Source organism: Aliivibrio sp. S4MY1 (assembly GCF_028765545.1).
Classification (GTDB): domain Bacteria; phylum Pseudomonadota; class Gammaproteobacteria; order Enterobacterales; family Vibrionaceae; genus Aliivibrio.
In genome coordinates this window covers 93,236-117,935 of record NZ_JARACP010000008.1, presented here as the reverse complement: position 1 = coordinate 117,935, position 24,700 = coordinate 93,236, and the positions used below count along the sequence as shown (strand labels likewise).

Genomic DNA, 24,700 nt, shown 5'->3' with positions numbered 1-24,700 from the left:
TTACGATTACTTTTGATTCTTAAAGAACCGCAGCAATACCTTTACATAAAGGAAGCATGTTGTCTTTTGTCATACCAGCAACACTGATACGGCCAGAACCTACAATGTAAATGGCGAATTCATCTTTCAAGCGGTTTACTTGCTCTTTAGAAAGACCAGAGAAAGAGAACATACCATTTTGACGTTCAATAAAGCTAAAGTCTGCATTCACACCTTGTTCTTTTAGTGTTGTAACAAACAAAGTACGCATCTCTTGAATACGGTCACGCATCTCAGCGACTTCTTGCTCCCATTCTGCACGTAGCGCATCGTCATTAAGAATATGCGTAACAACAGCAGCACCGTGAGCTGGTGGGTTAGAGTAGATAGAACGGATGATAGCTTTAACTTGAGAGAATGCATCCGCAGCAACCGTTGCGTCTTTAGCAACAAGAGTAAATGCACCAACACGCTCGTTATATAAACCAAAGTTCTTAGAGAATGAACTTGCTACAAGTAGCTCTGGGCAGTATTGAGAAAAAGTACGTAAACCAGCCGCATCTTCTTCAACACCTTTTGCAAAGCCTTGGTATGCAAAGTCAAATAATGGCAGTAGACCTTTATTTGCGCACAGTTTAGCTAGCTCTTCCCATTCATTAGCTGTTGGGTCAATACCGGTTGGGTTATGACAGCAACCGTGAAGAAGAACCACATCGCCTTCGCTTGCTTGTTGAAGATCTGACATCATTGCAGCGAAGTCTTTAGATTTCGTTTCTGCGTTGTAGTAGGTGTATTGCGCTGTTTCAATACCTGCAGCGGTAAATACACCAATGTGGTTTGCCCATGTAGGATTACTGATCCAGATTTTCACATCGCCAAGTTGACGTTTAATGAATTCGCCAGCAACACGTAGAGCACCTGTACCACCAGGCGCTTGAGCTGTTTGTGCACGTTTTTCCGTGATAACTTGAGCATCAGAGCCGAACAGTAATTTTTGTACTGCAAGGCCGTATTCTGCTGTACCTTGAATGGTTAGGTATGACTTTGTTTTTTCAGTATCAAGCAAAACTGCTTCTGCTTTTTTAACCGTAGTTAAAACTGGAGTTTGGCCCGCTTCGTTTTTGTAAATACCAACACCAAGGTTGATTTTTTCAGCACGAGGGTCATTTTTAAATTCATCTGTTAAGCCAAGAATTGGGTCAGCAGGAGCGGCAGCGATTTTTTCAAACATAGTCATCATCCATGGTGTAAGTAAAATAAAAGAGTTAGCTTATTTATACCTGTTAATCCTGTAAGTTTGCAACGGTTAGGTAACGAAAAAAGCAAATTAAATGGATTTAACAGTAAAAAAAGAATAAGAAGGTTAAAAAAGTACAACAGAACGGTATTTGAAATCATTCTGTTATACAGATTTTTAACTTAATAGATCACTTGTACTTTATTTGAAGCCGTTACTGCATCCTCAATAGCGGTTTCAAGATTGTTACGGCGAGTCATTGCTACGCCTAAACGTCGACGTCCATCAATCTCTGGTTTACCAAATAATTTTATCTGAGTTTGAGGTTGAGAAAGTGCGTCAGTTAAACCATCAAAACGAATATTAGCCGAAGAGCCTTGGCCAAGAATTACAGATGATGCCGAAGGACCATATTGAGTAATATTATTAATTGGCATGCCAGTAAATGCACGAACATGAAGCGCAAATTCAGACATTTCTTGAGATATTAGCGTTACTAAACCTGTGTCGTGTGGGCGAGGAGAGACTTCATTGAAGTAAATTTGGTCACCTTTAATAAATAACTCAACACCAAATAAGCCATAACCACCAAGGGCATTAACGACTTTTTCAGCAGCGCCTTGGGCCAGTTTAAGTGCCGCTTCCGTCATTACTTGTGGCTGCCATGATTCACGGTAATCTCCATCTGCTTGTCGGTGACCAATTGGTGCACAGAAATGAACGCCATCAATGGCTCGAACAGTTAGTAATGAAATTTCATAATCAAAATCCACAAACCCTTCAATAATCACGCGACCGGCACCAGATCGTCCGCCATCTTGAGCGTAATCCCAAGAGGCTTTAATGTCAGCTTCAGTTTTAATTACACTCTGACCTTTACCTGAAGAGCTCATCACTGGTTTAATAACGCAAGGCATACCGACAAATTTAACCGCTTCGACTAGCTCTTCGTACGTATCTACAAAGCGATAAGGAGAAGTAGGTAAGCCTAATTCTTCAGCGGCTAAGCGACGAATGCCTTCACGGTTCATTGTGAGTTTTGTTGCATTCGCTGTAGGAACGACATTAAGCCCTTGTTTTTCTAATTCTACCAATTTATCGGTTGCGATTGCCTCAATTTCAGGAACGACGTAATCTGGCTGCTCTTTTTGAATAATAGCTTCAAGGGCATCTGCATCTAACATATCAATAGCATAGCTACGATGAGCGACTTGCATCGCTGGCGCATTTAGGTAGCGATCAACAGCGATAACTTCTAAACCTAGGCGTTGACATTCAATTGCGACTTCTTTGCCAAGTTCACCAGAACCAAGTAATAATACTTTTGTTGCAGAAGAGGATAGAGCAGTACCAAACATAATTAATTCTCATGTAATAGTGGGGGAGTGGTTATATGAGTATGATACTAAAATTAGATAAATACGAAAACGTTTGCTTTTGTCTTTCATCACTTTCTATCTGTAGCTTCATGAGAGCTTAATCACACTATTAACTAAATGATAAGTTTGCTGAATATGATTATTTGTAATCACTATAATGATAGGTATGCTCCTTTGTTATTAAATAGTTGTATGAAATGATGGATAATTTGATGCCTTGCGTAACTCACTCTGGAGAGCAACAACAAAGTGCATTTTATGGCGCTTTAGAAAATAAAAAATTTGTCGTAAGTGATTGTATCAATATTAAAGATACGCCAAATGGATTAGGTAACCCTACTTGGTTATCCCAACAGAAAAAAGCAAAAGAAAATGCACCAGTAGTTGATCTGATATTACAAAAAGGAGCACTATTTGTTGGGAAAACCCAAGTCGATGAATTTGGGGTTGGGCTACATGGCAATAACCCGCATTACGATCCAATTTTAAATCCTAATAGTCCGAATCGATCCATAGGAGGAGCTTCTTGTGGTGCTGTAGCTGCTGTAGCTAATGGCTTTGCTGACTTTGGTTTAGGCACAGACTTAAATGGTGGAATTCGTATTCCAGCGCTATACGCTGGCTTATATGGATTTAAAGCATCAGTCAACGCCATTAATATGGACGGCGTGTTTTCTATCGCTCAAGAAGAGACTGCATTAGGTTGGGTTGCTCGAAATTTATTAGATATTAGAAAAGTAGCAACCGTATTAACGCCAATGTCACCATTGGTAACCGTTGAGCGAATTGTGGTGCTAGATAGTCTATTCAGTGATGTTCCTGAAGAGGCGAAAAATAAATTAGAGAAATTATTGTCGTCATCGCCATATGATGTGGTAAGAAGTAAAGCGATCAGTAAAATCATTACCACTAAAGCGGCGGAAAGCTTTAAAGTTATATCAGCAACTAAAGGTTTGCGAAATATCGAGCCATGGATTGAGCAAAATAGCCCAGAATTAAGCAATGAAATTAAGCTGCAATTAAAATGGCTTGGTACATTAAAATATAAAGATGAACGCATTGCATTAGAGCAAAAAGAGCTGGTTCTCTCAGTGTTGGACTCTCTTTTGGATGAGAAAACACTCATATTGATGCCAACAACAGCCAATACGGCACCACCAATTTCGGCTTCAGCAGAGCAGTTGTATAATTTGAACGATAAGATATTGAGATATACATCGTTAGCAAGCTTGGCTGACTTACCTCAGTTGCATTTGCCGTGGTTTACCGTAAATAATTCACCATGGGGGATTTCTTTATTGGGTAAGCAAGGCATGGATAGACAACTGATTGATGCTGCTATTCGTTGGAAAAGTAATCAATAATAGCGATTAAATAGAAGAAAAAAGAGGAGGTTAAATTAATAACCTCCTCTTTTTTTAAGTGATTCTTTATTAAATAGATGCGTATTCTAATGTTACATCAGGGTTCAACGCTTCTAATGTACTTTGAGTGATAGCTAAATGGCTGATCTCACCTTTATGGCTCTCAACTAGCGCTGCCGCTTTAACTTCAGATAAACACTCGCGTGACATATTGGCATGAATAAGGGCCACTTGAAGTGGAGGTAAGCTTGGATTAAACGCCGCATTCTCAGCGTACATGCCGTGATAAATGTGACCGCTTTTCATTTCAAGCGCAATACCACTGATGTTGTGTGAATAAGGTGCATGACTATGGTTTGCCGCTTCTACAGCACTAATCAATAAAGCAGAATCCGTCTCTAGTGTTAGATTATGCGATACAGACGCTAATAAACCGCCTTCAATCCCCAGATCTTTAGGACCAAATGATTCTGGTAAATACTCTTGCAATGACTTCTCATCACGCTCAGGCAATTGGACCATTAAACTATCAGCCGTTGTTAGTTCATTCATGAATTGACGACAGTGGCCACAAGGACTGAAATTGATAGTAATGTCATATATTCCGGTTTCACCGTTGATCCAAGCGTGACTAATCGCAGATTGCTCAGCATGAACCGTTTGGCCTAATTGAACACCACTAAACTCCATGTTTGCACCAAAATAAAGGTCACCGGAGTTACCACGAACAATCGCACCAACATAAAAATTAGAAATTGGGGCAACAGAGAAAGCCGCGGCAAGAGGAAGTAAGGCTAAACGTAATTCTTTGTCACTAAGTTTGCTGTCAGCAAGTAGGCCTTGAAACTGCGCTTTAGTAATGATGCCTTTAAATTGGGTGTTAATGAAAGAAGACAGCGCTGATTGTAAATCTGCAGGCAGATCAGAAAGGGCATTTTCTAAGCGTTGTTGTACTGTTGTAGAGTGTAGAGTGGTCATCAGTGTGATCCTTTTTAATTTCTTCTGGGCTCATTATTAGGGACTATAGCCATAGAAACATAGATCAATATCACACTCATTGATGTAAAGATACATTATTTACATCAATGAGAGAGATGTCACACTGATTTGAAGGGGTTTTAACCAATTAGCCTTTTATAAATACCAATAATGTATAAATAAGTGGCGCAACTAATGAAGTGATGATCCCACAAATAACTAAGGCAAGAGAGCTAAACGCCGCATCTTGAGAGTTAACTTCAGCAGCTTGTGCAGTACCAAGGGCGTGAGAGACATTACCCATGGTTAATCCTCTTGCCAGTGAGCTTTTAATTCCCAACATATTATAAATAGGGTAAGCACAGATAGCGCCCATTAAGCCTGCTAATAACACTAAGATAGCCGCGATAGCCGCCTCACCTTGTAATTGGCTTGAGATAGCCATCGCAATCGGTGTGGTCACTGATTTTGGTAAAATACTCGCAACCAATTGCATATCAGCCCCCATCCATACCGCTAAGAAAGCACCTGACAGCATAGAGAACAGTGAGCCAACACTACAAGCAAGTAGGATGATTTTCCAGTTTGCACGAATATGCGGTAACTGCTCATACAGCGGGTACGCCAGAGCAACAACAGCAGGTTGCAGCAAGTAACTTAAAAATGCATTGTCGGCATAGTAAGTTTCATAAGGTACCTGTAATACCATCAAGATCGGGATAACGATAAAAACACTCAGCAATAATGGATTATTGATTGGGTGAGGAAAACGTTTAGCGAACCAACGTGCTGAATAAAAAACAATAACGGTTAAAATGACCCACATTATTTGTTTCCTCTATCAAGACGATCAATAAGTAATGAAAGGCAAACTAAAACCAATAATGAACCACCAGCGGTACTGACAATGATTGGAATCGCATTGTTGATTAATAAATCGAAATGCGTCATTAACCCAACAGAGATTGGAATAAATAAAATCAACATATTCCGCATGAAGAATTGGCAACCTGTCGCAGCCCAGTCCGGCCTGCATACACCAATGACCATTGCAGTGAATAAAATCAGCATTCCAATAATACTGCCCGGTACTGAAATATTTAACCACGATTGAATGCCGTTTCCAGCAAACAATGAAGCAAAAATCCATGCGAAAGAATAAAGGTATTTAATCATGATACTAACTGTTGTACGTAATTATAAACGGCCCGCAAAATAGCGGTTTTCTTGTCATTACCTTCAGATTCCAAATACAAAGTTTCAAAACTTGATTCGTAATCAGGTAAATGGGTTTGGAAATAATCTTGCAGATGAGCCTGCCACTTTAATTGTTCAGCTTCATTAAGCGTATGCGGGAAATTACGCGCACGGTAACGGAACAATAATGGTTTAATGCGAGGGTCAGTGACATTAGGTTCAAAATCGATAAGCTGTTCAGGCGTTGATTGACGGATCATATCAATCGTCGTTTTATCAGCATGAGAGAAGAAACCATCATATAGAAGCGTATCTACATTGGTCGATTTCTCGTAATTAGGTTCAATGCTGTAAAGCGCAATTAGCTTTTGTCTGATCTCTGGATTATCACGGATAACTTTAAGATTTTTTAAACAGGCAGCTCTGTCTACATTTAGGTTTTCAGCATTTTCAGCCGTTAATGTTTTTGCAGGAGCAAGAATAGGGCACTTGTTTAAATGAACTAGTTTTACAGGTACCGGTAATTCATCAGGGGCAAGATCAGCACGCTTGGTATACATGCGTTGATGCAATTGCTCGGCGTCTAATTCTAGGAACACACTTGGGTCTAACGCTAAATCAATCGTAATGACGGCGTTGTTGTTAGTTGGGTGCCAAGCAACAGGAACAATCCAACTAATATTGCCTCTATCTACGCCAAACATACCAGACACGTGCATTAACGGTGTCATTTCAACAATATCGATTAATGTTGCCGCTTTCTTTTTATGACGCATAGAAAGCAGGTAGTTAAACATTTTTGGTTGTGCTTTTTTAACCACTTTAGCTAACTCGATGGTGGCAATTACATCGGCCATCGCATCGTGGGCATTTGTGTGTTCAATGCCATTTTTTTGAGAGAGTTTTTCTAATCTAAAGCTTGGTTTGCCTTCTTCGTCTTTTGGCCACTCGATGCCTTCAGGACGTAGGGCATAAACAGCACGCATCACATCAAGTAAATCCCAACGAGAGTTACCGTTCTGCCAGCTCCAACCATACGGTTCAAAGAAGTTACGATATAAGGTGTAGCGAGAGACTTCATCATCAAAACGAATGTTGTTATAGCCTAATGAACACGTATTTGGCTGTGATAACTCATGATGAATTTTGGCGATAAACTCAGGCTCAGATAAGCCCTTGCTTACTGCGGTTTGTGGTGTGATACCCGTAATTAAACACGCTTCAGGAGAGGGCAGATAATCAATGGGAGGGCGGCAGTAAATAACTAATGGCTCACCAATGATATTGAAATCTTCATCGGTACGAACCCCAGCAAATTGGCATGGGCGATCGAGAGATGGGCTAGTTCCCCATGTTTCATAATCAAAGAAGAAGAAACTTGGTGCGTTATCCTGCGGCATAAGTGTGTCCAATTAAGAGCAATACATTAATTATCAGAGATCTATCACATAATCGCAAGGGATTAGGGAAAGAAGATAGAGGCTTTATTACATATTTAAAAATAGTTCATTTGTAATGATTGAATTGTGGGCTAGATCTCATTGAAAAAACGCTTTAGATCAATCGATTTAATTCTTTATTTGATTCATTTTATTAGGAGTATTATTCGATCGATTCAAACAATAACTCAATATAAGGTTAACTATAATGAAAAAAATATTATCTTCTTTTAGTCTTGCTCTTGCTCTGATGTCTACCCACTCTTTAGCTGCTGATAACTATCTTTTAGAATCTAAATTATCTTCAGTCAGCTTTACTACAATTAAAAACCAATTTGTTGTAGAACCGGCCACAATAAACACGTTATCTGGTGAATTAAGTGAAAGTGGGCAGTTTTCTATCGATGTAAATCTAAAAGGGATCAGTACTGGTATCCCTATTAGAGATACTAGATTGAATGATATATTCTTTGAGTCAGTGAAATACCCTGACGTTAAAGTAAGCGGTAAAGTGGACTTGGTTGCGTTATCTAATGGACCTAAAAAGCTAGTTATTCCTGTGCAAGTCACAATGTATGGCAAAACAAAATCAATTGGTTTTCCTGTTGTAATCTTAAAAAATGATAACTATGTAATGGTGAGCTCGTCTTCATCAGTAATTGTAGGCGCTTCAGATTTTGGGCTTCCTACTGAGAATTTAACGAAACTTGCTGCAACTGTTGGTGGAATAAAAATATCGGATAGAGTTCCAGTTTCCCTTGCATTAGTATTTAAAAAATAAGTATTTACTTCTTAATTATAAAAAAGTCTGGATATTTCTAGGCTTTTTTTATTATCGCGCGATTAAATTGATCTGTGTAATGCCTTCAAACATCTGTAATTACAGTATAAATTAGTGTTACAGCCTTTGGAACTGTGTCTTAAAAGTGAAAATAAGAGATAAATGAAAGCCTAAAAGTGTCTATTTTGTTAATTATCACCTATATTCTTTTTGAACAATAACTTGATTCGAGATGAAAAATTAAAGCGAAATCAAGTAATAATAACTTTAAGGAATAATTATGAATAAATACATGGCAGAGTTTATAGGTACGTTTTGGTTAGTGCTAGGCGGTTGTGGTAGTGCTGTATTAGCCGCTGGCTTCCCTGAGCTAGGTATAGGTTTTGTAGGCGTAGCACTTGCGTTTGGTCTAACAGTATTAACAATGGCGTTTGCTATTGGTCATATCTCAGGCTGTCACCTAAATCCAGCTGTATCAATTGGTCTATGGGTGGGTGGTCGTTTTGACGCTAAAGACTTAGTGCCATACATCATCTCTCAAGTTCTTGGTGGTATTGCAGCGGGTGGTATTTTATACCTAATCGCAAGTGGTCAAGCTGGTTTTGATCTTGCTGGTGGTTTTGCATCAAATGGTTTTGGTGAGCACTCTCCAGGTGGTTACACTATGACGGCGGCATTGATTACAGAAGTTGTGCTGACAGCTATGTTCTTAATTGTGATCATGGGTGCAACGGATAGTCGTGCTCCTGCTGGCTTTGCTCCAATCGCAATTGGTTTATGTTTAACACTAATCCACTTAATCAGTATTCCTGTTACTAATACTTCTGTTAACCCAGCTCGTAGTACAGCGGTTGCCGTTTATGTAGGTGATTGGGCAACATCTCAACTTTGGTTGTTCTGGGTTGCTCCCATTGTAGGTGCCGTAATTGGTGCACTTATCTATAAAGTAATGGCAAAAGAGTCATAATCTTTTAGAGTTTGAATACAAACAAAAATGCCGATGATTGACGTCATCGGCATTTTTTATTTAACTTCTTTTTAGATGAGTTAAATGATTACTTTTGATTTACGCTTTCCATCTCAGCTAAATCGTATTCTCTGATATCGATTTTAGCGTAATCATTACAGCTTGAGCAGGCGTAGTACTTTGCGCCATCACAGTATTGATGCTGTAATACCATCGCTGGTTTTCTACACCAGTCGCAGTGACCTTCTAAATTAAACATATGACTTTCTCTATTATTTATTCTTTGAATTTACACGCTATATGATTCTCGTTACATTTTCGTAACATGCAAAAGTGATGCAGAGTATATAGAGATGCAATAATTTGTAAAGGTCTTCTGAATTTTTTGTCGAGTAGCTTTGACGAGTAGCACTATTTTATTTGGTTATAGGCCTTATTTATTTCAGCTAACATCACACCATCTGCACCATGATCAGGGTGGTGGAGTTGTACAAGCTTTCTGTATTGTTTTTTAATCTCTGAGTTATCACTTTGCGCCGTTATACCAAGCAATTGGCAAGGACTAAATTGTGGTGACGATGATTTTCTTGTGTTATCAAGTTCGATATTTAAACGCTTTATTGTAACTTCTTGAGCGTCGGATCTTATTTTCAATTTTTCATTAGAATCTTGCAGTTGTTTGATTTTTTCATTTTGCAGTGATTTAGCAAAGCTTGATTGAGTATTCCCATTTTTACTTTCACTGAACGTCTTTCTTAATCTAAATAGTAAGAAAACCAAAATAGTGCACATAATCGCTATTAATAAATAGCTACCAAAGGTGATCAGAGCAGTTGGTTTTTCCATTTTTGTAATGATGATGGTTTTTGGCTCTGGTGTAATTTCAGTAACCTTAGGCGTATTGGTTTTTTCAGATGCTTCAAGCTCTTGCTTTAGCCTAGAGTTATGTTGCTGTTCAGCCAAGGAGGCCAATACTCGTTTATATCCAAGCATTGCTTCTCCATGGCCATTATGAGACGCGATTTGGTACCACAATGAGGCATTGTATAAATCGACACTGCCAGATAAACCGTATTCGTAAATTTCACCCAAATAGAATTGAGAAGGAGGGTGGTTTTGTGTGGCTGCTCGAGTAAACCAATAAATGGCTTGCTTGGAGTCTTGAGCAATGCCATAGCCATTTTTATAGATCTGACCAAGGTTAAATTGAGCCGTTGTATTGTCTTGAATTGCCGCTTGTTTATACCACTGAATAGCATGGTCAATGTTAATAGGGCGGTTAGTTCCAGATTCATATTCCATTGCTAATTTTACTTGTGCGCGAGCATCGCCCAATTCTGCTTTTTCCTCAAGAGGATCGGCATGGGAAGTGAGACTGAAAAGTAAAACAACAGCGAGTAATAGAGAGCGGATCATAAATTGTCAGTTATTAGCAATAAAAAGGCGGCAATAGTGTAGCGATAGGAAGGTAGAAAAGTAAAGATAAAAGGTTTGTACAGTTGAATTGTGAAAAAAAGGGCGTATTGAGTTTCCTCTATACGCCCTAAATCTACTTGTTAACACTTAATTAGTGTAAATGAGGTATTATTTTACCTCTTCAAACTCTGCATCTACCACATCGTCTTCTTGTTTAGATTGCGCTCCTGCGTCAGCACCTTGTTGTGCTTGAGCTTTCTGTTGAGCGATTTCCATTAGCTTTTGTGCTGCTTGCATTAGCTCTTGAGTTTTCGTATCGATTGTTTCTTTATCATCGCCTGACTTAACGTCTTCTAGTGCTTTGATTGCTGCTTCGATTTTTTCTTTATCGTCAGCTAGAAGGGCATCGCCTGCTTCTTCGATTTGTTTCTTCGTACCGTGGATCATTTGATCCGCTTGGTTACGAGCTGTTACTAACTCTTCAAACTTTTTGTCCGCGTCTTTGTTCGCTTCGGCTTCTTGTACCATTGCTTCGATTTCTTCAGGAGTTAAGCCACCAGATGCTTTGATAGTGATCTTTTGTTCTTTACCCGTTGTTCTATCTTTTGCAGATACGTTTAGGATACCATCAGCATCTAGGTCGAATGTTACTTCGATTTGTGGCATGCCACGTGGTGCTGCTTGGATACCTTCTAGGTTAAATTGACCTAGAGATTTGTTGTATGTCGCTTGCTTACGCTCTCCTTGAAGTACGTGGATTGTTACCGCACTTTGGTTATCTTCAGCCGTTGAGAACGTTTGGTCCGCTTTCGTTGGGATTGTTGTGTTCTTTTCGATTAGTTTCGTCATTACGCCACCCATCGTTTCGATACCGAAAGACAGAGGAGTAACATCAAGAAGAAGGACATCTTTAACATCACCAGCCAATACACCAGCTTGAACGGCTGCACCCATTGCGACTGCTTCATCAGGATTCACGTCACGACGCGCTTCTTTACCGAAGAAATCAGCAACTTTAGCTTGAACCATAGGCATACGCGTTTGGCCACCTACTAAGATAACATCAGTGATCCCATCAATAGATAGATCAGCATCTGCTAGAGCTACTTTTAATGGTTCAAGCGTACGAATTACTAGGTCTTCTACTAGAGATTCCAGTTTTGCACGAGTCACTTTAACGTTCATGTGCTTAGGACCCGTTGCATCAGCAGTAACATAAGGAAGGTTTACGTCCGTTTGTTGCGCTGAAGACAGTTCAATCTTCGCTTTTTCTGCTGCTTCTTTAACTCGTTGCATAGCCAGTGGATCATTTTTTAAATCAATGCCTTGTTCTTTTTTGAATTCATCAACTAAGAAATTGATCATACGGTTATCGAAATCTTCACCACCTAGGTGAGTGTCGCCGTTTGTTGCAAGCACTTCAAACGTTTGCTCGCCATCAACGTTGTCGATTTCAATGATAGAAATATCGAATGTACCACCACCAAGGTCGTATACTGCGATAGTACGATCGCCGCCTTTTTTGTCTAGACCGTAAGCTAGCGCTGCTGCTGTTGGTTCGTTGATGATACGTTTAACATCAAGACCTGCGATACGACCAGCATCTTTCGTTGCTTGACGTTGAGCATCATTAAAGTAAGCAGGTACAGTTACTACTGCGCCAGTTACTTCTTCGCCTAGGAAATCTTCAGCTGTTTTCTTCATTTTCTTCAGAATTTCAGCAGATACTTGAGGAGCAGCCATTTTTTGGCCTCGCGCTTCAACCCAAGCATCACCGTTATCAGCTTTAACGATTTTGTACGGCATGATTTCGATATCACGTTGAACTTCTTCGTCTTCAAAACGACGACCGATCAGACGCTTAATCGCAAACAATGTGTTTTGTGGATTAGTAATCGCTTGACGTTTAGCGGGCTGACCAACAAGTGTTTCGCCATCTGTGTAAGCAATAACCGATGCAGTTGTACGTTCGCCTTCTGCGTTTTCTAAGATACGTGGTGTGTCGCCATCTAAAACAGCAACACAAGAATTCGTTGTACCTAGGTCGATACCAATGATTTTACCCATAATAATTTTTCCTTTGAATTCACATTAGTTATTTTAATGCAAATAATTTAAATTTGATGTTTTTAATAAGCGTAAATCGAGTGTGTATTTACGGAGTTACGCTATTCTCAATGAAATATGATGATGCTAATTTCCGTTAATCAATAGGTGAGGGCTGTATTTTTAATTGTAAATACAACGTGTTATTACTGCCTATGATTAACGGAAATAGGTGTTATTTGTTGATTGAAATCTTACGTGCCTGCATAGGCTCTGGAACTTCTCGAACAAGATCGATATGAAGTAATCCATTTTCCATGCTTGCAGCAGAAACAGTCATATAATCAGCAAGTTGAAATTTTCGTTCAAAGTTGCGCTCTGCAATGCCTTGATAAACGTAAGTTGGTTTTATTTCAGATGAAGTAATGTCACCTGACACAATCAGCATATGTTCGTCTTGAGAAATTGTTAACGAATCTTCAGAGAAACCAGCAACAGCCATTGTTATACGGTAGTTGTTCTCGTCTTTCTGTTCGATGTTATATGGTGGGTAACCATTTTGAGATGGTTTGTTAGCGCTGTTTTCTACAAGATTAAACAGACGATCAAAACCAATGGCATGACGGTACAGGGGAGAGAAATCGATATTACGCATAATACTATCCTTTTAAATAAGCAATAGTTCTCGACGCACTAAGCGAGGAGAAAGAACTCATATTCAGAGCCAATGTAGACTCATTAATGACATATGGTTCAGGATTAAATGTTAGAAACAACGCTACTATTCTTTAGTAAGTAATCAGTAGAGCCGCTTCATTGTGATAACGTTTTGTTCCCTATAATAAGGCGAACCAGTTATCAATGAACTCCAAATGGCAATTCATGTAATCAATATATGCTTCCGAAACTTTGCTGTCAACACTTTGATTAGAAAATTTAATGATTATTTGTTTTTTGATGTTATTGAAATTTAAATGGCAATTCTTGTATAGGTGATTAAAGTTAATATATGGGTTGCTATGTTGTATTTTGAAAAGGTATGAGTATAATTTATTTAATAAGACGAAATATTGATAGTTTCTTCTCCTCACTAATTGGAATGATATGTTTGACCAAATTAAAGAATTCATAAATCCAAGTAAAAACCCAGACTTAACTCAAGCTCACGAGTTTCAGCGCAAGCATTTACCCACCTTATGGTTGCTCGGTAAAACAGGCGCGGGTAAATCCTCTTTCATTCAAACGCTAACAGGGCTTTCATCGGTTGAGGTTGGCAATGGTTTTGCTCCTTGCACCATGACCGCCGAGGCGTATGAGTTTCCGCAAGATAAGCCAATTATGCGTTTTCTAGATACCAGAGGGTTAGGTGAAGCCGATTACGATCCAAAAGATGATCTTGAAGAAATAGGTCAATCAGGTCATGCACTTGTCGTTGTCATGAAGGCCGATGAACCAGAACAATCTTCAGTCATAGCGGCACTAAAACAGATCAAGAAGAAAAAGAAAATTAAGCATTTGTTGTTGATTCATACCGCGGTACTTCTTAGTGAAAAGGCAAATCGTGATCGCCAAACGACTTTTAACGAACAGCAGGTTAAAGAGGTATGGGGTAAAAATGTTGAGGCAATCTCGGTTGATTTTGAAACTAGTAACGGCTCGGTATATAACTATGATGAACTAATAGAAAAACTCACTAAGGTATTACCAGTTATCGGCATGATGGTGGATGATAAAGAGCACGCTACAGTAGAAGAAGAGAACTTTGATAAGGTAGAGAACGAAGTGCTTTGGTATTCAGGCAGTGCAGGCGCAAGTGATTTAATTCCTGGAGTAGGGTTAGTCTCTGTTCCTGCCATTCAAGCCAAAATGTTACACAGCTTAGCCAACCAATATGGAGTAGAGTGGAACAAGAAAACCTTTAGTGAACTGATAGGCACTCTCGGCAGCAGTTTTGCTTTGCAATATGGGGTAAAACTAGGCGCAAGGCAATTGGTAAAATTCATTCCTGTTTATGGTCAAACCGTGGGTGCGGTTGCGGCTGCTGCAATGAGTTTTGGCACCACTTATGGATTAGGCAGAGCAGCTTGTTTTTACTTCTATCATAAAAGTAAAGGCGAAGAAGTTTCTGAGCAAGACATGCAAGATCTCTATAAAAATTCGTTGAAAAAAGGTAAGGAGGCGTCAGGCTATGCACAAGATTAAACGTCTATATCGTTTATTGTCGGATCTCTCTGGCGGACGTTGGGGGATCATCATTATCTCTTCAGTGCTTCCTGTCATCATTATGATGGGTTTTGCTCTGTTTCTTACAATCAAATATGGCTACCTATTAGAACTCTCCATTACCATTGCTATCAGTACGTTAGCGGTTAGTATTCCTTTATTTATTCTAAGCCGCACCGCAGATAAACCAGTTAAAGCCGTAACAGAAGAAACGAAAATTGAGATTAAAGACGGCTTAGTTAAAGCCTCTGAAGAGTGGTCTCATAATGAATTAGCGATATGGAAACAATCTCAACACTATTCGCGAGAGTTATTAAAAGACAATGTCGAATGGGGAAACCTTGATGAAATAGGCTTAGATGTTCTTGAGTTTGTGGCAACGAAATTTGATAAAAAAGCGTTAGATTTCTCAATACCTGAAGGCCTAAAGCTGTTTGAAGAGATCAGTCAGCGATACAAAGTTGTGGTGCAAGAACACATTCCAGGCATTGAGTATTTAAAGCTTTCGTACATTAAAGCAGGATATGACGCCTATGATAAATATGGCGATCTTGGTCAAAAGATAGTGAAAGCAGCTATCTGGGCGAATCATGCAAAAAATCTTTATTATAATCCGCTAAAAGTTATTTCTGATCTTAGTCGAGAGCAAGCTACTGCATCAATGACCAAAGGCGTAGTGTCTGATATGCAGCAAACCGCAAAAGAAGCCTTATTAGATGAAGTGGCTGCGGTTGCCATTGATTTATACAGTGGTCGTTTTAGTTTGGAAGAGGGCGACTTACAAGCATCAAAGATTTCAAAGCAAGATGAAAAGAGAGTCGCGACAGAGTTAGAGCCGATCCGCATTGTGATGGTAGGGCAAACAAGCTCTGGTAAGTCGTCGATTATTAACACATTAAAAGAAGAATTTGTTGCAGAGGTAGATGTACTGCCATCAACCGATAACGTAACTGTTTATAGTGCACTTGTTAATGACGCAGAAGTGAATGTGGTTGATTTACAAGGACTAGACGGTAACGAAAAAACTGAAAAACAGATGCTAAAAGAGATGACGCAAGCGGATTTAGTATTGTGGGTATTAAAAGCAAACCAATCGGCTCGTGAACTTGATAAGCAATTGAATGAAAAATTTGAATTGTATTATGCCGATCCAAAAAATATCTCTCGCAAAAAGCCAACGGTTATTTCAGTAGTAAACCAAGTTGATAGATTAAATCCGGCTTGGGAGTGGGAGCCACCTTACGATCTAGAACGTCCAACAGCAGCGAAAGCTAAAGTGATTAAACAGGCGATGGAATATAACCAAAAGCTGTTGCGTCCCGATCTTGTTTTACCGTTATCAATCTCAATAGATAAGACGCATTTTGGTGTTGAAGAGTTAAAACAGACGTTAGTAGATAAGATAGCTGAAGCTTATAACGTGCAACGCAATCGTCAGCGTAAAGAAGCGATGGAGACAGGCGCATCATTGAAAAAACAACTGGGACGCGCAGTTAACGTTGGTAAAAAGGTAGCGCCAAGTGCCCTAAAAGCAGCAGCCCCAAAACTGGCTGAAATGGCAATAAAGAAAAAGATTAAGTAGGTTTATATTATAAATCGCCACCTTTAATAATAGAGGTGGCGATGTATTTATAGGGGGCTAATAATTACGATTTACATACACCGTTTTTCCATCTTTAATGGTTTCTAAAACAGCGATGTCTTTTATTTTAATTGGGTCAATCTTAAGTAAGTTCTCATTTAAAATCACCAAGTCAGCACGTTTTCCAACCTCAATCGATCCTTTACTTTTTTCTTCAAAGTTTTGATATGCCGCATTAATCGTTATGGCCTCTAACGCTTGATATGGTGTAATTTTATGATGCTCACCTAGTGTCTGGTTGCTTCGAGTTACACGGTTTACTGCGCTCCACATATTGGTCATCATATCTGGGAATAATACAGGTGCGTCCATGTGAATCGTAAACATCAAATCATTTGAATTTGCCCAACCCATAGGCGAGATATTGGATGCACGCCAAGGGCCTAACACCGAATCACGGTGCCAATCACCCCAAAAGAAAGTATGAGCAGGGAAAAAAGAAGCGAGCATCTCATTCTTCTTCATGCGCTTAATTTGATCTAAACGTGAAGTTTGAGCGTGGATCACAACTGTTCGGCGATCTTCTTTGCCATATTTAGCATCAGCAAGCTCAACCGCATTTAATAAAATATCTGTCGATGCATCGCCATTGCTGTGACTAATCACTTGAGCGTTCATTTGATACGCTTTATCCACCCATAGGTTCATCTCATCTTGAGTTAGTACTGGGTAGCCATGGTAATCATAAGCGTGGCTGTGTGGTGGCTCAAAATATGGCGTCGAGAGATAAGCGGTTTTACCTTGTGGAGAGCCGTCACCCACCATTTTAACCCCAGCTAACGTTAAGCCATTGATAGAAGATTTCATCGGCATTAATTTCACTGCTTCTTCTAAATCTATCCATTTCGCGTAAGCAAGAAGGTCAATTTTTAACAAATCACTCTCTGCCATGGTTTTCATTGCATTAAGAGCTGGAAGTGTCGCTAAGCCTTCTTGTGTGGTAGTAATGCCATAGCCTGCGTATAAGTCTTGAACCTTACCAAAACGACGAATCGCATCTTCTTGTGTCATTTCTGGCAGGTTACCTAAAATAGGGTAAATAGCAGATTCTTCTAATACGCCAGTCAGTTCACCATTATCGTCACGGCGTAACACACCGCCATCTGGGTTCGTGCTCTGTTTAGTGAACCCAATAAACTTTAGACCTTTACTGTTACAGGCCGCAAGGTGTCCTGAGATATGCACAGCGCAGAAAGGGTACTCTTTACTGAACGTATCAAAGAACTGCTTAGTTGGGTGTTGTTTCTCTTTTAACTCCGCATCATCATAACCAAAAGCAACATGAAGACTGTTTTTATCAAGGTTCGGTTGACTAAAATAGCGCGTCATTATTTCACTAATATCATCAAACGAGTTCACATTGCCCATTGGTGCAGGGTAGAGAAATGGGCTTTCAATTAAAGGAAGATATTGAGCAAAATGGCCGTGACTGTCGATAAATCCCGGCGCAAGGGTTTTGCCTTTTAAATCTCGAACTTGGGTATTTGTGCCTTTTTGCTTAAGGATCTCTTGGTTATTGCCTACCGCGACAATAATGCCATCTTTAATAGCGATAGCCTCTGCGCGATCAGATTCACCCGTCACGGTAATAACGTCACCATTGGTAAAAATCAGATCGGGTGAAGCCAACACAAAAGGTGAAGCAAGAAAGCCAGCTAATAAACTCAATGGGAACGTCTTCATAATGTCCTCTCTGTTTTTGCCATAACTATAAATTAAGTAATATCTTTTCATGTAATACCAAAACAAAGAAATCAATTATGATAGGGTATACCTAACAAGTTGGGTGGAAATATAAAATCAAAGGAGTGATTGAATGCATACATTAGAGCAAGTGAGTGCTTTTGTTGCCGTGTATGAACATGGCTCATACAGCAGTGCAGCGCGAGAGCTTAAAAAATCCCGAACCACAGTGCGTGAACATGTGGTGGCATATGAAGATCTGTTAGGTTATTCGCTGTTTGTGATAGAAGGCAGAAAAGCCATTCCCACTGAGAAAGCCGATCATTTGTATCACCGCGCTAAGTTAGTTGAAAAACAAAATCGCTCCCTGTTTGTGCAAAGCCAAGCCTTGTATGATTCAAATGTTCATACCATTACGATTTACTATGATGTGATCACCCCGCTAAGTTTGATTACATACATAGAGAAACGAGTGATGGGTTACAACTCAGACATCGTTATAAATTGGAAGCATCGCACTCGGCAGGAAGCAATGGATAAATTGCAAGAAGGCGAATGTGATATTGCCATCATGCCATATCGTGGGCAGTTATTTGCAGAGAAAGAAGTCACATGGAAAGCGATAAAACCGATCCAAGTCGGCTGCTATGCAGGCGTCAACTCACCTCTGGCATTAATTGATGATTTAAAGATCGAAAATTTAATGCTAGATACTCAATACGTCACAGAGAACTTCGTGACCTTAAAATTTAATTTAACCTCGATTCAGGTTTCACCAAAAATGCACACCGTCAGTAATAACGATCTCCTATGTGAGTTAGTAAAACAGAGCGGTTGGACAATTATGCCAAGGCATTACATGACTCCATATGTAGAACGAGGTGAGTTGGTTGAATTGAAGCTAAAAGAGCTAGGAAGCAACGTGTCGTTTGGCCTTAATGCCTTTTATTGTTACGGCAAAGCAGAGGTAGAAGTGTTTGGGCTTATTCTGGAATGGATTGAGGAGTGGGATGGTTTTTGAGTGTTTTAAATTGAATTTGAGTCAAACCTAGAGCGAATGGTGATGTTTGTTTATTCGCAATGAGAAAGCCAACTTGTTTGATATCGTCCGCTACAAGCTCGGGAGCGTGATTAAGTAATCGCCCTCTAAAAACAGCTTGAAAATTGTGTAAGTGAAATGTCTTTTTCTGCTGTTTATCTTTAGTGGTGGTAAAATCGTGTTTATATTGAATGCGATCACCATTCTTCCACGTGGTAAGCCTTAATTGATAGGTATGCCCATCACCCGTAAACATGAGTTCTATTACGTTTATCTCTTTAGATAGAGATTCAATAGAGCGCTTGATAGAGCTAAAGCCTCCATTATTTTCTAATGATAATTCACCTTGAAATCGGCATGTATTTCCATCGTAGTGAAGTTGGCCAATGGAAATACCCCCCATTACGTTGTCATTTACCGCAGACCACCGTTGATACTCGTCGGGGTTTGTAAAATCAATAATTTCAAATTGTTGTTCACTCATCCTAACTTTCCTTAACACTATGATTTTCCGTGATCACTGACAAACACTGTGTCGTGAAATCAGCATAGTTTGATGCGCGGTCAAATTCGATTTTGAGAGAGCCATGAAACATCAGCGTGACGGTCACATCTTTATAGCCCAGCCAACAAGTATATCCATCGTAATCGTGCCATGCATAAAGCTCGCCCAATACATATTTGTCATTGAGAATATGTCCTGATGAGCGAACGCACTCAAATACTCTAAGAAACTCTTTAATCGTCAGTCTGTTATCCATATGTAACTCCTCGTTCGTATACAAATAAAAGCACTTTTTTATTACTAAACTAACTACGAGCTTGCACTATACCTAGATCACCATTTCGATTAACTAGTTTGAATTAGTTGATCTTTTTGTGAACCACAAAGTGCTTTCCTGCGTAATTTCTCTGTAGATCGGTAATGATTCCGTTTTTAGTATCGAGCGATCAATGACGTTATGGAGAGCAACATGAAAAAATCACAGTTGCCAGAAAAGATATGCGTTGTTTGCCAGAGACCATTTAGTTGGCGAAAGAAATGGGAGCGAGATTGGCCAATGGTTAAATATTGCTCTAATCGTTGTCGGTCTTTACGACATCAAAGTGAATAATAAATCCACATATGAAGATTTAAGATAAAGGATGATTATGAACGATACAGCTGACCGATTACGACTTATTTTAGGTGACCAATTAAATGCTAGCCATTCATGGTTTCAACACACCGATCCACAAACGATTTACGTGATTGCAGAAATGCATCAAGAAACCACCTATGTAAAACACCATGTACAAAAAGTGTGTGCTTTTTTTGCTGCGATGAACCAATTTGCAGCCGCATTAGAAAGTGCAGGGCATCGAGTGATGCACTTAACCTTGGACGATACGAAGCCATTTGAAAGAATAGAGGATTTATTAAACCATCTTATTGCTGAGCACCATATTACCCATTTTGAGTATCAACTCCCTGACGAATACCGTTTACGTAACATGCTTGATAAATACTGTTTGTCGTTAGCAATATCTTCTCAAGCTTATGAAAGTGAACACTTCTTTCTCTCTGAAACACTAATTGAAAAAGAGTTTAAGCCGAACCATCATCATCGTATGGAACCCTTTTATCGTAAAATGAGAAAGCGCTTTAATATACTGATGGAGGAGGGGGACCCCGTTGCAGGCAAGTGGAACTTTGATGGTGCAAATCAAAACAAATTAAAGCCGAGCGAGTTTGATAGTGTACCCACGCCATTATTATTCGCTAACGGTGTCACTGATATTCTTGAGCGCTTAGAACGTCGTAATGTGACGATGATAGGCCAAGCGGATAATCACCTACTATGGCCTGTAAATTGGCAGCAGGCGAGTGAGTTATTAGTGTTTTTCTGTCGCTATTGCTTACCGTTGTTTGGGAAGTTTCAAGATGCAATGGCATGTAAACTTGATGATTTACTCACACAAAAACAATGGAGTTTGTTTCATAGCCGTTTATCCTTTGCTCTTAATGCAAAAATACTTAGTCTCATGCAAGTGATTGATGCTGCTATTACGGAATTTAATCAACGCCCAGATGCCATAGATATTGCTCAGATAGAAGGTTTTGTTCGTCAAATTCTAGGATGGAGAGAGTTTGTTCGTGGGATCTACTGGCGCAATATGCCTGATTATCAAAACCTAAATACACTTGAAGCGTCATTATCATTACCAAGTTGGTTTTGGACAGGAAAAACAAAAATGAATTGTATGCATCATGCAATACAACAGTCTCTTGATTTTGCCTACGCACACCATATTCAACGATTAATGATTACCGGTAATTTTTGTTTATTAACGGGCATTAAACCTGACGAAGTAGATGAGTGGTATTTAGGGATTTATATCGACGCAATCGAGTGGGTTGAAATGCCAAATACGCGGGGCATGAGCCAGTTTGCAGACGGTGGTATTGTTGCTTCTAAGGCTTACGCTGCCAGTGGTAACTACGTGAATAAAATGAGTGATTATTGCTCCGATTGTCACTATAACGTGAAGCAAATAACTGAACTAAAAGCATGCCCACTAAATGCACTGTATTGGCACTTTATGCATACACATATTGAGGCATTTAATAATAATCCACGCACTAGAATGGTCTATGCAAATTGGAAGAAAAAATCAGAAGAACAGCAGCAAGCGATATTAGATAGAGCGAAATTGTTGCTATTGAATCTTGAGGAGTTGTAGGTTTTTAATTAAACATTATTTAATGTTACTTGTTTGTGTCCCGAAGTTTGTTTCAGAATATTCGCTCTAACAGCAGTTTAACTGATTTTGCTATAATGTAGATAATTCAAATCTCCTGACAGGTTGTATGTGATGAATAAGAATAGATTTACCGAAGGTGATCTGCTAGATAGCTTAACGGCGTATACAGCTCATTCTGATGAGCTTAATGAAGTTAAGATTGGAGAGTGGACTGAAATGCTAAATCAGGCTGAACCAATATCGTTAAGTGATGACGAATACGAAAAATTTGTTACTGCTTTAAATTCAGATCCAGATCTTGCAGCTTTAGAAGGCATAAAAAAGCTATTAAAACGAAAAAACACATGGGAGTGATCTAGCTTATTTTTGTCTCATTCGGTGTTAGCGCAGTTACTTAGAGGCAAGCTAGAGATGAAAAATGCTTGAGTATTTATAACTTAGTTTACGGCCATTAAGAACAAAGCCCATAGATAAAGTGGCTTTGTTCTTTCATTACGCTAGTGATTCTTTACTAGGTCTGAGTTTATTTCATTTTTGGCTATAACTAGCTTTTTGTGCTGTTTGGCGAGTTTACTAATATCATCTTCTTGGTAACATAATGATTTAGTTTTTTTATTTGCTCTTCTAATGCTTTAATATCTTTATTAAAAGCACTGAAAATAAAACTAAGCATACAGCACCTATGGTTACCCCCACAAGACTCGGCAAACCGAAAATCAACTTTTTATCCCTATAACGCTCTACAGTGAGAGCAGTAATGCGTATATTCGTTCCTAATAATATGAAAGTTAGGCTGCTATAAAGAGTATTTGATCATTGGACACATCAAGTAACTGAGCAGTTTCTGGTTTTTCTTTTAACAGTTTTAGCACGTTTGTTTGATACTCAATAGCAGGAAGACGCTTCTGGCGAAACTCCAATAAAGCTCTCACTTTACTCGCACTATCGATACTAAGTCCGGAGACAAACGCTTTATTTTCCGTAAACGCTGTTACGATATTTTGGTTTAAATTCAACCAATCTTTTTGGAGGTCTTCCATTGCTTCAATTGCAAACTGAGTATGTCCTACTTTTTGGTTAATGTGAGCTTTAATAAGTGCCAAGTGCACTAAACGGTCGGATAGACACTCCACTTCGTCAATAGATGCAATGAAAATATGTTTTGCAGCGGATCTAGTCGCATCTAGAAGAAGGTATTTCGTAAACTCATATTGCTCGTTGATTGGTCGAATCAATGACTTTAGCTGTTCAAACTCTCCAGTTTCAGAGAACTGTCTTGCAGACTTAATTATTCCACTAAATCTAGCCGCTTCGCTCAAAGTATTTCGCAAATCTTGCTTCTGAGCGAGATCAAGAAGCGAATCCAGTTTTTCCGTATGGCTTTTCAATATACAAGAAATGTGGTCAAGCTTTTTACAAACAATCGCAAATCCGGCAGCACTTACCGCAAGGTTTAGCCCTGACATTGCAAGGTTTGCGATTTGGAGGCTTTGTAAGCCACTTAATTGCTTTTGCATTGTGCCTAGTTGTCCGCCTAACTTATCCAAGGCTTCGTCTGCATTATCAGGAATCACCAAATGCCCGACAATTTGCCCCGCACCTCGTTGCCCTTTGGCTAAACGTACAACGCCGCCCCAGACTTTGTATTTCCCTGAAATAATCCCTTCTTTAAGATCAGTCAGACTTGGCATTTCTCGAGTCAATTTTGCTGCTTCAGCTATAGGCATGATTCTAACTCCGTACAGAATTGATGGGTTTCTAAAGCTATTTGGTGATAACGAATCAGGGCAATTTGCACGACGGCAGGAATAACTATACGAAAAGCAGGACCGCTCAACGAAAATGCACTAGCTGCGCCTGAGATCACTGCCGTAAGGGGATTGAATCGAACAGCCATCCCTCCCGCCAATTTTGCGGTAGCCATAATTCCAGCTGCAGATATGCCGCTACCCGTTACTGCTCCAATGCCAGAACAAAGCATAAGAATGTATTTCTCAGTTAATGCACGCTGAACTAGTTTACGTACCAGTTCAATATCAAATACGTCGAGTATCGTTTCAACTAAATGCTCACGCTTGTCTTTCTGCGTATTGTGAATGGATTTCGCTATCAAAGCGTTGGATTTTCTGTCGTCGCACTTCAAGTCCTCATGTAACTCATCATTGCTTTTGTCATTTACTACTTTGTAAATTAGAGCAGCAAGAACGCCTCTCTCGAGTGAATAAACATCGGTTTTTTTTGATTCCGCACCTAAAATTTTTGCCACATTTTTTAAAATAGAGTGGTATTGAGTTACCTCTCCGCTTCTTAAAATACTTACAGTTGAATTACCACCAAACGCACAAATTTCTTTGGCAAGGATATGAGCCAGTTCATGAAGTTTGTTTTTCGTTTGAAAGGAGAGAATCACTTCTTTTAGATGCCTGTCCAACATCAGTCGTCCTTTACCCTTGTCGGTGATTAGGTCTGCTAACGTACTAAGTTCTCTTTCATCGGCACGTTCAAGTAATGATGGTAAGGGTAGATTTCTATTTACCAAATCGTTGGGGGTAGCTTGTTCCATTGATGCCTTCAATAAGTGTTAT

At 39.4% G+C, this 24,700-nt stretch carries 24 protein-coding genes; 9 read left to right on the top strand and 15 right to left on the bottom strand.

The window, feature by feature from the left end:
* Positions 1–19: 19 nt before the first annotated feature.
* Together PVK71_RS10775 and purT are read right to left on the bottom strand one after the other, a co-directional pair.
* Positions 20–1,210 (bottom strand): amino acid aminotransferase, encoded by a 1,191-nt coding sequence (locus PVK71_RS10775; RefSeq protein ID WP_274418455.1) that lies wholly within the window; start codon positions 1,208–1,210, stop codon positions 20–22.
* A gap of 188 nt (positions 1,211–1,398) precedes the next feature.
* On the bottom strand, positions 1,399–2,574 hold the full coding sequence (purT, locus tag PVK71_RS10770; RefSeq protein ID WP_274418453.1) for a formate-dependent phosphoribosylglycinamide formyltransferase: 1,176 nt from the start codon (positions 2,572–2,574) through the stop codon (positions 1,399–1,401).
* Between the two features lie 218 nt (positions 2,575–2,792).
* On the opposite strand from purT, the gene PVK71_RS10765 reads away from it, so the two are divergent.
* The gene (locus PVK71_RS10765) at positions 2,793–3,959 is read left to right on the top strand and encodes an amidase family protein (RefSeq protein WP_274421809.1); all 1,167 of its coding nucleotides are present in this window, start codon (positions 2,793–2,795) and stop codon (positions 3,957–3,959) included.
* 69 nt (positions 3,960–4,028) lie between these two features.
* On the opposite strand, the gene cdd is transcribed toward PVK71_RS10765, so the two are convergent.
* The 4 genes from cdd to sbcB form a co-directional block, all read right to left on the bottom strand.
* Positions 4,029–4,937 carry a cytidine deaminase gene (gene cdd, locus PVK71_RS10760; protein WP_274418449.1) on the bottom strand — a complete coding sequence of 303 codons (909 nt, stop codon included), beginning with the start codon at positions 4,935–4,937 and terminating at the stop codon, positions 4,029–4,031.
* 148 nt (positions 4,938–5,085) lie between these two features.
* Entirely contained in the window at positions 5,086–5,763 is a 678-nt protein-coding gene (locus PVK71_RS10755; RefSeq protein WP_130047939.1) for a CidB/LrgB family autolysis modulator, read from the bottom strand.
* Complete coding sequence (locus PVK71_RS10750; RefSeq protein WP_130046250.1) at positions 5,763–6,113, bottom strand: CidA/LrgA family protein; 351 nt, start codon at positions 6,111–6,113, stop codon at positions 5,763–5,765. Before PVK71_RS10750 ends, PVK71_RS10755 begins: the two co-directional genes overlap by 1 nt.
* Positions 6,110–7,534, bottom strand: coding sequence for an exodeoxyribonuclease I (gene sbcB / locus PVK71_RS10745; protein WP_274418448.1), 1,425 nt, complete (start codon positions 7,532–7,534; stop codon positions 6,110–6,112). Before sbcB ends, PVK71_RS10750 begins: the two co-directional genes overlap by 4 nt.
* A gap of 247 nt (positions 7,535–7,781) precedes the next feature.
* Between sbcB and PVK71_RS10740 the strand changes: the two genes are divergently transcribed.
* The gene (locus tag PVK71_RS10740; protein WP_274418447.1) at positions 7,782–8,354 is read left to right on the top strand and encodes a YceI family protein; all 573 of its coding nucleotides are present in this window, start codon (positions 7,782–7,784) and stop codon (positions 8,352–8,354) included.
* Between the two features lie 280 nt (positions 8,355–8,634).
* Positions 8,635–9,321, top strand: a complete 687-nt coding sequence (aqpZ, locus tag PVK71_RS10735; protein WP_274418446.1) for an aquaporin Z — start codon at positions 8,635–8,637, stop codon at positions 9,319–9,321.
* An 88-nt stretch (positions 9,322–9,409) separates the two neighbouring features.
* Here the strand turns inward: aqpZ and PVK71_RS10730 are convergent, their stop codons facing one another.
* The 4 genes from PVK71_RS10730 to PVK71_RS10715 all read right to left on the bottom strand — a co-directional run bounded on the left by PVK71_RS10730 (position 9,410) and on the right by PVK71_RS10715 (position 13,438).
* Complete coding sequence (locus tag PVK71_RS10730) at positions 9,410–9,580, bottom strand: hypothetical protein (protein WP_274418445.1); 171 nt, start codon at positions 9,578–9,580, stop codon at positions 9,410–9,412.
* 152 nt (positions 9,581–9,732) lie between these two features.
* Positions 9,733–10,737 (bottom strand): J domain-containing protein, encoded by a 1,005-nt coding sequence (locus tag PVK71_RS10725; protein ID WP_274418444.1) that lies wholly within the window; start codon positions 10,735–10,737, stop codon positions 9,733–9,735.
* A gap of 168 nt (positions 10,738–10,905) precedes the next feature.
* Positions 10,906–12,804, bottom strand: coding sequence for a molecular chaperone DnaK (dnaK, locus tag PVK71_RS10720; protein WP_274418443.1), 1,899 nt, complete (start codon positions 12,802–12,804; stop codon positions 10,906–10,908).
* Positions 12,805–13,018: 214 nt separating this feature from the next.
* The gene (locus tag PVK71_RS10715) at positions 13,019–13,438 is read right to left on the bottom strand and encodes an Hsp20 family protein (RefSeq protein ID WP_274418442.1); all 420 of its coding nucleotides are present in this window, start codon (positions 13,436–13,438) and stop codon (positions 13,019–13,021) included.
* Between the two features lie 449 nt (positions 13,439–13,887).
* Between PVK71_RS10715 and PVK71_RS10710 the strand changes: the two genes are divergently transcribed.
* Both PVK71_RS10710 and PVK71_RS10705 read left to right on the top strand, forming a co-directional pair.
* A complete protein-coding gene (locus PVK71_RS10710) occupies positions 13,888–14,985 on the top strand; it encodes a YcjF family protein (protein WP_274418439.1) in 1,098 nt (365 codons plus the stop codon).
* The gene (locus PVK71_RS10705; RefSeq protein WP_274418437.1) at positions 14,972–16,588 is read left to right on the top strand and encodes a GTPase family protein; all 1,617 of its coding nucleotides are present in this window, start codon (positions 14,972–14,974) and stop codon (positions 16,586–16,588) included. The genes PVK71_RS10710 and PVK71_RS10705 overlap by 14 nt, the downstream gene beginning before the upstream one ends.
* 57 nt (positions 16,589–16,645) lie before the next feature.
* Here PVK71_RS10705 and PVK71_RS10700 read toward each other — a convergent pair whose 3' ends face one another.
* Positions 16,646–18,331: an amidohydrolase gene (locus PVK71_RS10700; RefSeq protein WP_274418435.1), complete on the bottom strand. Its 1,686-nt coding sequence runs from the start codon at positions 18,329–18,331 to the stop codon at positions 16,646–16,648.
* A gap of 133 nt (positions 18,332–18,464) precedes the next feature.
* On the opposite strand from PVK71_RS10700, the gene PVK71_RS10695 reads away from it, so the two are divergent.
* Positions 18,465–19,352, top strand: coding sequence for a LysR family transcriptional regulator (locus PVK71_RS10695; protein WP_274418434.1), 888 nt, complete (start codon positions 18,465–18,467; stop codon positions 19,350–19,352).
* Here the strand turns inward: PVK71_RS10695 and PVK71_RS10690 are convergent.
* Both PVK71_RS10690 and PVK71_RS10685 read right to left on the bottom strand, forming a co-directional pair.
* On the bottom strand, positions 19,315–19,854 hold the full coding sequence (locus PVK71_RS10690; protein WP_274418433.1) for a CIA30 family protein: 540 nt from the start codon (positions 19,852–19,854) through the stop codon (positions 19,315–19,317). The genes PVK71_RS10695 and PVK71_RS10690 overlap by 38 nt on opposite strands.
* Position 19,855: 1 nt before the next feature.
* Positions 19,856–20,131 carry a DUF3081 domain-containing protein gene (locus tag PVK71_RS10685; protein ID WP_274418432.1) on the bottom strand — a complete coding sequence of 92 codons (276 nt, stop codon included), beginning with the start codon at positions 20,129–20,131 and terminating at the stop codon, positions 19,856–19,858.
* Positions 20,132–20,332: 201 nt separating this feature from the next.
* Between PVK71_RS10685 and PVK71_RS10680 the strand changes: the two genes are divergently transcribed.
* From PVK71_RS10680 to PVK71_RS10670, 3 genes are all read left to right on the top strand, one after another.
* Positions 20,333–20,485, top strand: a complete 153-nt coding sequence (locus PVK71_RS10680) for a DUF2256 domain-containing protein (protein WP_338000078.1) — start codon at positions 20,333–20,335, stop codon at positions 20,483–20,485.
* A gap of 37 nt (positions 20,486–20,522) precedes the next feature.
* Complete coding sequence (locus PVK71_RS10675) at positions 20,523–22,094, top strand: cryptochrome/photolyase family protein (RefSeq protein WP_274418430.1); 1,572 nt, start codon at positions 20,523–20,525, stop codon at positions 22,092–22,094.
* A gap of 132 nt (positions 22,095–22,226) precedes the next feature.
* Complete coding sequence (locus PVK71_RS10670; RefSeq protein WP_274418428.1) at positions 22,227–22,469, top strand: hypothetical protein; 243 nt, start codon at positions 22,227–22,229, stop codon at positions 22,467–22,469.
* A 434-nt stretch (positions 22,470–22,903) separates the two neighbouring features.
* Here PVK71_RS10670 and PVK71_RS10665 read toward each other — a convergent pair whose 3' ends face one another.
* Together PVK71_RS10665 and PVK71_RS10660 are read right to left on the bottom strand one after the other, a co-directional pair.
* Positions 22,904–23,842: a hypothetical protein gene (locus PVK71_RS10665; RefSeq protein ID WP_274418427.1), complete on the bottom strand. Its 939-nt coding sequence runs from the start codon at positions 23,840–23,842 to the stop codon at positions 22,904–22,906.
* A complete protein-coding gene (locus tag PVK71_RS10660; protein ID WP_274418426.1) occupies positions 23,833–24,678 on the bottom strand; it encodes a hypothetical protein in 846 nt (281 codons plus the stop codon). Before PVK71_RS10660 ends, PVK71_RS10665 begins: the two co-directional genes overlap by 10 nt.
* Positions 24,679–24,700: the final 22 nt, after the last annotated feature.